Genomic DNA, 11,279 nt, shown 5'->3' with positions numbered 1-11,279 from the left:
ACCGACCCCCGCCTGACCTCAGTGCGTGCGTACATCCAGAGGCTGCCGGCCAGCGGCCGGCACTACCGTGCCCGTCTGCAGGAAGGGCCGAAGCTCCTCCTGCAAACACAGTTGCTACAGGGACGTACTTGCGGCGTCCCCCGCAACCGGACCCACCCCGCCTACTCACGGGAAACCAGCTTTTGCTTCGGCCGTTGCCGTTGTCGTTGCCTCGGCGGGTGCAGGGCGCAGCCCTGCCGGAAATCCCAACCTGAACAGCCTGTTTTGCGTCAGGTCTCATCCTTCCGCTAGACTATGCGGGTCTGCAGCGGCCGTCCGTTTCCCTCCGGGATCGCCGGCGACCGGGGTTCGCCCCATCGCCCGCCCCCACTCCGACGCCGTTCGTCACGCATTCCAGCCTGCGCTTCGCGTTGGCTGCACCCAATTCTCGCAGCGCGGTTCACGGGAACGCTCCGAGTCAGCCGATCAGTTTGATCTGCCCCCGTCTGTCCGTTCGGACAGGCGTTAACTGTACTTGGAGCAATCTCGATGTCTTTTGAATCCCTGGGCCTTGCGCCCTTCCTGCTGCGTGCGCTCGCCGAGCAGGGCTACGAAACCCCGACCCCGATCCAGCAGCAGGCGATCCCGCTGGTGCTGGCCGGTCGCGACCTGCTGGCCGGCGCACAGACCGGCACCGGCAAGACCGCCGCGTTCGGCCTGCCGCTGCTGCAACACCTAGGCACCGCTTCGCAGGAAGTGCGCACCGGCCCGCGTAAGCCGCGCGCACTGATCCTGGCACCGACCCGCGAACTGGCCACCCAGGTGCATGACAGCCTGCGCGGTTACAGCAAGTACCTGCGCATCCCCAGCGCCTGCATCTACGGCGGCGTCGGCATGGGCAACCAGCTCGACATCCTGCGTCGCGGCGTGGACCTGCTGGTGGCCTGCCCGGGCCGCCTGATCGACCACCTGGAGCGCCGCAGCATCGACCTGTCCGGCATTGAAGTGCTGGTGCTGGACGAAGCCGACCGCATGCTGGACATGGGCTTCCTGCCCTCGATCAAGCGCATCCTGGCCAAGCTGCCCAAGCAGAACCGCCAGACCCTGCTGTTCTCGGCCACCTTCGAGGACAACATCCGCCAGTTGGCACTGGAGTTCATGCGCAACCCGGAACAGATCCAGGTGACGCCGAAGAACACCGTGGCCGAGACCATCACCCACAAGGTGCATCCGGTCGATGCCAGCCGCAAGCGCGACCTGCTGCTGCACCTGTTGGCGCAGGACAGCCGCGAGCAGACCCTGGTCTTTGCCCGCACCAAGCACGGCAGCGACAAGCTGGCCGCGTTCCTGGAAAAGTCCGGCATCAAGACTGCGGCGATCCACGGCAACAAGAGCCAGGGCCAGCGCCTGCGTGCGCTGGGTGACTTCAAGGCGGGCCGTGTCACCGTGCTGGTGGCCACCGACATCGCCGCGCGCGGTATCGACATCAACGAGCTGCCGAAGGTGATCAACTTCGATCTGCCGATGGTGGCCGAAGACTACGTGCACCGCATTGGCCGTACCGGCCGCAACGGTGCTACCGGTGAAGCGATTTCGTTGGTGGCGCAGGATGAAGTGAAGCTGTTGCGTGCGATCGTGCGCCTGCTGGGCCGCGACATGGACATCCGCGATGTGCCGGGCTTCGAGCTGCAGACGCCGATCCGCTGGGGCAACAGTGCACCGGGCAAGGCCGAGGCCGATACCGGCGAGCGCGTGCCGCGCAAGACCCACGCCCGCCGTCCGCACGGCGATGCGCCGCGTCATGCACATGCAGGCCCGAAGAAGGCCGGCGGTGGCCGTCGCGAGGGCGCTGGCAACGGCCAGCAGCGCGCGGGCGCAGGTGCCGGTCAGGGCCAGCGTCGCGGTGGCGGTGCCAATACGGGTGGCGGTCGTGGCCGCGGCCAGGGTGGCGGCGGCGGTCGCGCCAGCTGATCCCAGCTGACAGGGATGGCGTCTCCCGCTGCGCGGGGGCTGCTTATCGAGGGACGACGCTGACGCGTCGTCCCTTTTTTGTTGCTGGCTGCCGGGTGTGAAAGCTGGCGGTGGCTGCACAGAGGGCGGATGGGCGTAGGGGCAGCGCAGAACACGCTGTAAATACGTCCATGTAAGCTCGATCGGCGCATCCATGCGCCTCACGGTTCTGCGCTGCCCCTACGCCCATCCGCTTCAATCATTACCAGCGCCTACTTGTCCCGCCGGGTAGCCGGGAGAAGAAGGATCAAGTTCAAATTCAAATGCAAAGACAAAGACAAAGACAAAGACAAAGACAAAGACAAAGACAAAGACAAAGACAAAGACAAAGACAAAAGCAAAAACCGGAATTCCAGCTTTTGCTTTTGCTTTTGCCCTTGCTCCCGTCTTGGGTTTGATGCGTCCGCGCCCGCTGGAAACTGTCGAGGGGAGGCCGGGTGGGGTGCGCAGGACCGTTGGCGCCATGGGCCTGAGGCATGCCTCGGGCGGGTTGGGCAGGACGCCCAACCCCGGTCTTGCCGTGTGCGCAGGACAGCGCACACGAGCAAGGCGCCATCGAGCCCCCACGGACGGGTTTACGGCGTGTCCTGCGCAGCCCGCCCGGCCTCCCCCACACGCATCAATCGAAGCGCGTAATGCCTCAACCCCGCGCTTTACTCGGATTCACCAGATTCCCGAAGAAGATCGCATTGATCAGCAACCGGTCAGTGCCATGCCAATACTTGCGATGCGCCGGATCATCGGCAAACAGGATCACGTTGCCCTGCCCCTGCGCCGACACCAGCAGCCACGCACTGCCGGCCACGCGACTGCGGTTGCGCTCGGACAGATACCCGTTCACCCGCGGCGTGTCGTCGATCCGCACCACCGTGGAAAACCCGTTCGCGCTCGGCTGCAGGATGACCGTGTTCTCCTTGTTGATCGCCAACTGCCGGCGCGGCACGCCGAATGCCAAAGGATGGCTGGGGTCGACGTCGGCGCTGAGGATGTTGCCACTGACGCGCTCGATCGCAGCGATATCGCGCTGGTCGCCGAAGGCGCGGCGCGCGCTGTCTCCTGCTTCCTCTTCCTTGCCCAGCTTCTCACCGTCGGCAAGTTTCTGTTCGATCGCCCACTTTGAAGCGCTGCCATAGGTGACCAGTGAGCCACCGGCCTGGATCCAGCGCTTCAATGCCGCTACCGCGGTTGCGTCGATGCCCGTGTAGGTGCCGCCGGAGAGCACGATCGTGGTGTAGCGGTCCAGCGACACCTTGCCCAGCTGCTGCGGGTCCAGTTTGCTGGCCGGCAGGCGCAGCTGCTGGTCGAGCAGGAACCAGGCCGAACCGATTTCGGTGGCTGCCACGCCCTCGCCCATCACCAGCGCGACGGCGGGCTTGCGCAGTGCCTTGACGCCGTCACTGCCCAGGTCGATGCCATCGCGGCTGCGACCGCTGGCCAGTGCATGCACCTGCACGCCGGCTGCCCGCGCTGCGGCGGCGACCGCCTCCTGCAGCGCCGCGCCCTGCAGCGGCTGTCCCGCCACCGGTACCACGATGCTGCCACCGGCAAAGGCCACGTCACCCTGTGCGGTGCTGGCGGTGAACGGCTGGAAGGTGGCACGGGTGGACAAGCCCTTGGCCTGCAGGCCGGCCAGTGCGCGGCCCGCGTTGTAGTCGCGCCATTCGATTACATAAGCGAAGCCCGCTTCACCGCCGACCACTCCGCCCTGTGCCGCGGGAACCTCGAGCACGCGGGCGCCGCCGTCGATGCGGCTGCGGCTGCCGGCAGAGGCCACGCCGTAGGCCGGGGCGATCGCATAGCTGGTGCTGCCGTAGAACACGTCGCCCTTGATCGGCGGGGTCTCGGCGAAGATCGAATGGACCAGCCGGAACTGCGCCTGCTGCACCGGCACCACGTAGGCACTGCCTGCTTCGAAACGCTGGCCATCAACGGTGACGGCGCGATCCAGCGCATGCACTTCAATCCTGTGCAGCAACAACAGTTCCAGCAGGCGTCGGGTCAATGCCGGATCATGCGCGTCGCCGAACACGAAGCTCTTCACCGGCTGCTGCGCGGCCTGCTTCAGCGCGCTCTGGAAGAAACTCTTCTGCAGATCGAACAGGGCGCTGCGCTCGGTGACCGCACCGCGCACCGTGCCCAGGCCGGTGGCCACCTGGTTGCGGATGGTGAACGGAAACGTCAGCAGGCCATTCACCGATTCCTGCACGCGACCACGCGAGCTGGCCTGTTCGACGGTGACGCCGACCGCGCCGTGGAAGTCCGGATAGGTCGAGCCGTACACGGGCGAGAAATTGTCGAAGTTCTCACCGGTGTAGTACAGCGAACCCAGCGCATCGAGGGCCTGGGCGTGGTACTTGGCCAGGGTCTTGTTGAATTCGTACGACGCGGCCGGGATCAACGGGCTATGCATGCTCTTCGGCGATGGCTCGAAGTAGTACGTGCTGTCCTTGCCCATCTCGTGGAAGTCGATCTGCACGTTCGGGTACCACTGGTGGAACTGCGCCACCTTCGGCCGCGAATCCTGCTGGGTCAGTGCCAGCCAATCGCGGTTGAGATCGGTGAAGTAGTGGTTGGTACGGCCCTGCGGGAACGGTTCGACGTGCTCCTTGTCGGCCGGATCGGCCGAGGCCGGATCGGATGCCCAGGCGTTGTGCCAGTTGGCGGCACGGTCGCGACCATCGGGGTTCTGCGCCGGGTCGAACAGCACCACCGCCTGCTGCAGCCACTGCTGCGTTTCGGCGCTGCGGTTGGCCACCAGGTAGTAAGCGGTCAGCATCGCTGCTTCGCCGCTGGAGGTCTCGTTGCCGTGCACGCTGTAGCCCAGCCACACCACCACCGGGCTGTCACCGGCAGCGCTGCGCGGCTGCGCCGGATCGACCAGGGTCGCGTGCTGCTGGCGGATCTGTTCCAGCCGCGCGTGGTTGCCTGCAGCAGTGACCGTGGCGATCAGCAGCGGACGGCCCTCATAGCTGCGGCCGATCTCGCGCACGCTGATCCTGTCCGAGTGCTTGGCCAGCTCCTGGAAGTAAGCCACCAGCTGGTCATGGCGGGTGTAGCGGCTGCCGATTGGATAGCCGAGGAACTGCTCCGGCGTGGGAATGGCGGTATCGAATGCCGTGGCATCGGTGGTCTGCGGGAAGAAATAGGCGCTCTGCGCATATACCGCTGGTGGCAACGATACGGCGGCGGCGGCGGCGGCGAGCAACAGCGGGAAAACAGCACGGCGGTGGAAGGACACGGTGACTCCCCTGGAACATGGCAACACGGCCGGCCACACGGGGTAGCCGGCCGCGGCAGGTGGATCAGAAGCGGTAATCGAAGCCCAGCGTGAAGTAGCGGCCACGCAGGTCGTACTGGCTGAAGTCGTACGGTGCGCGGATGCCCGGGAACGACGCGTCGTACGGTGGCGTCTTGTCACCCAGGTTCTGCACCTTGGCATACACGGTCAGGTTCTCGATGCCGGTGTAGCCCAGGTACAGATCGAACTGGTTGTAGGCATCGACGCGGCTCTGCACGGCGGCGGCGGCGGTGCTGGCCTTCTGGTCATAGCCACTGGTGTAGTACCAGGTCACCGCGGCGGTGTAGTCGCTGTGCTTCCAGTCCAGGGTGGTGGTGGCCTTGTTCTTCGGCAGGGTGGCGCCGAGGTTGCTGCCGGCATAGTCCACCAACGGGCCCCCGACCACGGTCGGGCGCCGGTAGTCGCGCACGTGGGTGTAGGCCGAGGTCACCGTGAAGTCACCGAAGGCCGTGGTCGGGATGCGCTGGCGCAGCTCGACGTCGATGCCCGAGGTCTTCAGCTCGCTCAGGTTCTGGTAGCGGTTGTAGACCGCCTGCAGCTTGCCGCGCTCATCGCGCTGCACGGCACCGGCAACGTTGTCGTTGACCAGGGACTGGGTGTTGTTGGTACCGACCAGGTTGTCCAGCTGGATGCGGTAGTAGTCGATGCTCAGGTTGGTGTTCGCCCACGGCGACAGCACCACGCCGAAGTTCACGCTCTTGGTACGCTCCGGCTTCAGGTCGTTGTTGCCAACGGTGAAGAAGGTCGGGTTCTGCCGCGAGCCCGGCACGTCCGGATCACGCGGGTCGACCACGCTGCCGTAGGCGATGCTGGTGCTGTTGGAGTTCTCCGACAGCGACGGCGCACGGAAGCCCTTCGACGCGGACGCGCGCACCAGCAGGAAGTCCAGCGGCTGCCAGCGCAGGCCGAGCTTGGGCGAGAACGCGTCGCCGAAATCATCGTAATGATCGGCGCGGGCGGCGGCGGACAATTCCAGGGTCGAGGCCAGCGGCACGTTGACCTCGGCATAGGCGGCGCTGACCTTGCGCTCGCCATGCACTTCGGCAATCGCCGGGCGCACCTGCAGGCCGGCGTCGATCTGCCACGGGTTGTTCGAGTCGAGCTTCTCGCGGCGCCATTCGGCACCGGCAGCGAAACCGATATCACCGGCCCAGGTGTGGCCGAGGCTGCCGGAGATCTTCGCGTCGATGCCCTGCAGCACCGACTCGGCCGGACGCAGGGTGGCGATGTTGATCGAATCGCGTACCGACTGCGGCGTGGCCGCCGGGTTCAGCAGGTTGTAGCTGCCGGTCGCCAGCGCATTGGCCAGCGCCCAGCGGTTGGCGAAGCCGCCGGAGACGGTTTCGCGCTCGCTGCTGCGCGCACCGAATGCGGCCACTTCCCAGTCCCACTTCTCGGTGTTGCCACGCAGCCCGAACACGCCGCGGTAGGCGGTGGAGCGGTTGGTCTTGATGGTGCCGCCGAGGTCGAAGAAGGTGTATTCGATCGGAATCGCGCGGCCGTACGGGTTGTACGGGCTGCTGGCCGGCAGGTTGGACGACACGGGTTCGGCCAGGCCGGTCTGCGCGTTCAGTGCGAAGCGACCGCTTTCCAGGGTGAAGAACGGGCTGCTGCCGAACCAGGCAGCGCTCTTGATCTGGCTGTACAGCACTTCGCCGAACGCTTCAACGTTGTCGCCGAGGCGGAAGGTGCCGTTGGCGTAGGCCTGGTAGCGCTTGGTGGAGGGAATCAGGGTGGTGAACGGAGCCTGGTTGAATCCGCAGGTATCGCCGGCCAGACCGTCGATCGGCGCGCTGGCCACGCGGGTGGTGCCGGTGGGGCAGTTGCCGTTGGCATCGAGCATCGGCACGGAGGTGCCATTGACCAGATAGCGTGCGCCCTTGGCCGACCAGCCGTTCCAGCGGCCGCCGGGCTGGTCGCTGTAGATGCCGCTCTTGGTCAGGTTGCGCTCGTCCTGGTCCAGTCGCTCGCGGTTGTAGGCCTGCAGGCTGAAGAGGATGTTGTAGCCGTCCTTGTCGATGTCGCCCAGGCCGCCGACGAACTTCAGGTTCTGCTCGTGCAGGCCGCCCTGGTCGGCGCCACCGAAGCTGCCGCCGATCTCGGCGCCTTCGAAGTTCTGCCGGGTGATGATGTTGACCACGCCGGCCACCGCATCGCTGCCGTACACCGCCGATGCACCGTCCTTGAGCACTTCGATGCGTTCGACGGCCACCAGCGGCAGCGCGTTGAGATCGACGAAGGTGTCCGACAGGCCGCCGGCCGGGAAGCCGTAGTTGGCCAGGCGACGGCCGTTGAGCAGCACCAGCGTGTTCTTCTGCGAAAGACCGCGCAGGCCGATGCCGGCCGAGCCCGACGCCCAACCGTTGTTGGTGGTCTCGTTGCTGGCGTTGCCGGTGTTGGCCGAGATCGAGCGCAGCACATCGGCCACGGTGGCCTTGCCGGTCTGTTCCAGCTGCTGGCGGCCGATCACCTGCACGGGGTTGGAGGCTTCGGTATCGGCGCGTTTGATGTTGGAGCCGGTGACACGCACGGCAGCCAGGGTACTGGCTTCGCCACTGGCGTCGGCGGTGGTTTCGGCGGCGGCAGACAAAGGCGCGGCCAGAGCGACGGCCAGGGCCGCCACGAGCAGGGTGTGCTGGGGCATGACGATGTGGGGGAGGTAGTGGAAGGACGAGGTAAGTTCCGCAGTAATCCATGCCTGGCCGGGTTGCAGCCAATAACATCTCTTCATACGGATATAAGAGAAAATATCATCTCTTCATCCGGATGAAAAGAATTTCTTCACGGAAAGGCAACGCGGAACCGGGCTGATCGGGCGCCTGCGGCGTACAATCGCGACATGGAAATCTTCAAAGTCTTCATGCTCGAGGCGGCGCACCGCCTCCCCAACGTGCCGCCGGGGCACAAATGCGCGCGCCTGCACGGCCACTCCTTCCGGGTGGAACTGAAGGTGGAGGGCGAGCCGGGTGCGCAGACCGGCTGGATCATGGATTTCGGCGACGTGAAGGCGGCGTTCCAGCCGATCTACGACCGCCTGGACCATCACTACCTCAATGACATCCCCGGCCTGGAGAACCCGACCAGCGAGAATCTGGCGGTGTGGATCTGGAACGAGCTCAAGCCCACCCTGCCGGCATTGAGCGAGATCACCGTGCACGAAACCTGCACCTCGGGCTGCCGCTACCGCGGCCCTGCTGCCTGATCAACCCATTGATCTGAAAGGAATCCAGGCGCCGGAAACGGCGCCTTCGTATTTTTTGTTGCATTGCCGCATGATCGGCGTATGCTGCATTGCATCAACGCAAATGCACGGCGGATGCGACTGGCAACAGCCACTGGCGCGACGCCCACGCTCATTGCATGGGTCCCTCCCCCCATGCAATCCGGACCCGGCAGATCCCTCCCTCTGCCGGGTCTTTTTTTGCCTGGCGTCTGGATTATGGAGCGCGTCTTCGTCCGGGTCCCTGCGAGCTGAAGGGCCCCGTCGGGGCAGGCAGGGGCTTGGGCAAATGTCCCCCGGCGCCGGCCGGTGGCCGTCACCTCCTCCTTTACTTTGCCCAAACCCCCACCCGCCCCGACGAGACTCGGCTTGCGGCACCAGGCGCGCAGATCGCTGCTTTCCTGAGGCCACCGAAGATCTCCCCACGCAGGGCGGAGGCCCTTGCGTGCGAAGTAAAGGGGGAGGTGACGGCCACAGGCCGGCGCCGGAGGACATTCGCACGCAAGGGCCTCCGCCCTGCGCCAGCAAGATTCGCCGTGCCCGTAAGGATCGCTCCCGGCTAGCGCCCGCGGTTGCCGTGCCAGTGCTGGTACCACGCCTGGAACATCAACACGTTCCACAGGTGCGTATGCCATTTTCGCTCGCCGCGCAGGAACGCCTCCCAGATCGCGCGCACGCGCACCGCATCGAAGCAGCCCTGGTTGCGCAGCAGTTGCGGATCGAGCAGCGCTTCCGCCCAGTCACGCAGCGGGCCAGCCAGCCAGCGCGCCATCGGCGGGCCGAAACCGCGCTTGGGACGATAGACCAGCGGCGCGGGCAGGTAGCGCGACAGCAGATGCTTGAGGATCCGCTTGTGCTCACCGTCGTGGTACTTCAGGTGCTGCGGCAGGCGCCAGGCCAGGCGCACCACCTCCATGTCCAGCAGCGGCGAGCGCGTTTCCACGCCGGCCGCCATGCCGGCACGATCGACCTTGGCAAGGATGCCTTCGGCCAGATCCATGCGGAAATCCAGCAGCTGGATGCGTGCTTCTGCCGGCAGTGCGGTGTCCTGCTGCTGGAAGATCGTCGCCGGCTCGCGTGCGCCCAATACCACCTGGGTCGGCTGCCGCCAGCGGGTGACGCGCTGCAGGTAATGCCCCTCCACATCGTTGGCCGCCACTTCGGCCACCAGTGCCCGCCAACCGCCAAGCCGACCCCGCTCGACGTTCAAGCGGCTGCTGCCACGCCGCGCGAGGTCACGCACCCAGTCCGGCAGGCCACCGCACAGGCGCGCATTGCGCAACGCGCGGCCGTAGCTGGGATGGCCGAAGAACAGTTCATCGCCGCCGTCGCCGGTCAGCGCCACCGGCTTGCGTGCGCCGAGCAGTTCGCTGGCCAGCAGGGTGGGCAGCTGCGAGGCATCGGCGAACGGTTCGCACCAGACCTGCGGCAAGCGCTGCAGCAGGTCCAGGCCCTGCCGGCTGTCCATCCTGTGCAGGTGATGTTGCACGCCCAGATGGCGGGCGACCTGCGAGGCCCAGTCGCTCTCGTCGTGGCCGGGGTCGTCGAACCCCACCGTCCATGCTTCGATCGGCAACGCCGATTGCGCCTGCATCATCGCCACCACCAGCGACGAATCGGTACCACCGGACAGGAACGCACCGCAGGCCACGGGCGAATGCATGCGCGCGGCGATCGCCTGCTGCAGCACCACCTCCAGCTGGTCGGTGGCCTGCTCAAGGCTGGGCGCCGGCTGCAACGGCTGCTGCAACGCGGATTGCATCGCATCGCGCGCGCACCAGTAGCGATGGCCTCCCTGCGTCGCCTGCGTTGATCCGCCGGCGGCATGATCGTTGAGGTCCACGCGCAGCATCGCCCCGGCCACCAGCTTGTGGATGCCGCGATAGATGGTATGCGGCGCGGGCACATAGTCATGGCGCAGCAGCAGGCTCAATGCATCCTGGTCGATGCTGGGAGCGAACCCGGCGAAGGCCTGCAGCGCCTTCAACTCCGAAGCGAACAGGAACTGGCCCTGGTACCACCCGTAATACAACGGCCGTTCGCCGACCGGATCGCGCGCCAACCAGAGTTCATGCGCATGGCGGTCCCAGACACTGAACGCAAACGCCCCTTCGATGCGCGACAGCGCACGCTGCACGCCCCACTCGACGATGGCCTGCAGCAGCAGGCGTGCATCGGTGCAGCTGCGCGGCAGATCGCGCAGCTGTGACTGCAGCGCCGCCCTGTTGTAGATACGTCCATCCAGGCACAGCACATAGCGCCCACAGCTGGAACTGAGCGGCTGCAGCGGCATGTCGGTCGGTGCACGGCAATGACCAAGGGCCAGCCCTGCGTCGGCATCGGTCCAGTAACCGATGCGACCGCGGCCGCGCTGCTGCAGCGCCCGCAGCATCGGCGCCAACTGCTGCAGCAGCTGCTCGTCGTCGGCCGGCGGCAGCCAGGCCCCGACCACGCCGCTCATCGCTGGCCTCCATGGCAATGGCAATCAAGGGAAAGCACGGGGCAGGAGGCGGACGGCATGAAGGCGGCACGCGGATGGGGAGAGCTGCCATGCTCGGCCCCGCCGAGCGCCACGTCAGTCGTAGCGTTGTCAGCGACCGTCACCGCAGGCGCGCCTTGCGTAACGTTTTGTAACAACCGGATTGCTACCCTGCAGCCAAGTCATTGCCCGGCCTGAGACCCGGCCCGTGCGCCAGCAACCCCGGCTGAATGGCGCCCTCCCCTAGGACCCGGGCGGCCCGACAGCTGGGATAGCATCGCCGCGCTCGTGCC

At 66.2% G+C, this 11,279-nt stretch carries 6 protein-coding genes; 2 read left to right on the top strand and 4 right to left on the bottom strand.

Annotation, left to right across the window (positions count from 1 at the left end; genetic code table 11):
• Nucleotides 1-528 precede the first annotated feature (528 nt).
• On the top strand, nt 529-1,950 hold the full coding sequence (locus WKB25_RS19255; protein ID WP_099820407.1) for a DEAD/DEAH box helicase: 1,422 nt from the start codon (nt 529-531) through the stop codon (nt 1,948-1,950).
• 234 nt (nt 1,951-2,184) lie between these two features.
• Here the strand turns inward: WKB25_RS19255 and WKB25_RS19250 are convergent, their stop codons facing one another.
• From WKB25_RS19250 to WKB25_RS19240, 3 genes are all read right to left on the bottom strand, one after another.
• Nucleotides 2,185-2,454, bottom strand: a complete 270-nt coding sequence (locus WKB25_RS19250) for a hypothetical protein (protein ID WP_340572459.1) — start codon at nt 2,452-2,454, stop codon at nt 2,185-2,187.
• 175 nt (nt 2,455-2,629) lie between these two features.
• Complete coding sequence (locus tag WKB25_RS19245; RefSeq protein ID WP_340572458.1) at nt 2,630-5,227, bottom strand: M14 family zinc carboxypeptidase; 2,598 nt, start codon at nt 5,225-5,227, stop codon at nt 2,630-2,632.
• A gap of 64 nt (nt 5,228-5,291) precedes the next feature.
• A complete protein-coding gene (locus WKB25_RS19240) occupies nt 5,292-7,931 on the bottom strand; it encodes a TonB-dependent receptor (protein WP_340572457.1) in 2,640 nt (879 codons plus the stop codon).
• Between the two features lie 195 nt (nt 7,932-8,126).
• On the opposite strand from WKB25_RS19240, the gene queD reads away from it, so the two are divergent.
• On the top strand, nt 8,127-8,489 hold the full coding sequence (gene queD, locus WKB25_RS19235) for a 6-carboxytetrahydropterin synthase QueD (RefSeq protein ID WP_025878441.1): 363 nt from the start codon (nt 8,127-8,129) through the stop codon (nt 8,487-8,489).
• Between the two features lie 577 nt (nt 8,490-9,066).
• On the opposite strand, the gene asnB is transcribed toward queD, so the two are convergent.
• The gene (asnB, locus tag WKB25_RS19230) at nt 9,067-10,968 is read right to left on the bottom strand and encodes an asparagine synthase (glutamine-hydrolyzing) (RefSeq protein ID WP_340572456.1); all 1,902 of its coding nucleotides are present in this window, start codon (nt 10,966-10,968) and stop codon (nt 9,067-9,069) included.
• Between the last annotated feature and the right edge of the window lie 311 nt (nt 10,969-11,279).

Source organism: Stenotrophomonas sp. G106K1, from assembly GCF_037969685.1.
Classification (GTDB): Bacteria; Pseudomonadota; Gammaproteobacteria; order Xanthomonadales; family Xanthomonadaceae; genus Stenotrophomonas; species Stenotrophomonas lactitubi.
The sequence above is the reverse complement of the archived record's forward strand: the minus strand, read 5'-3'. Positions and strand labels throughout refer to the sequence as shown.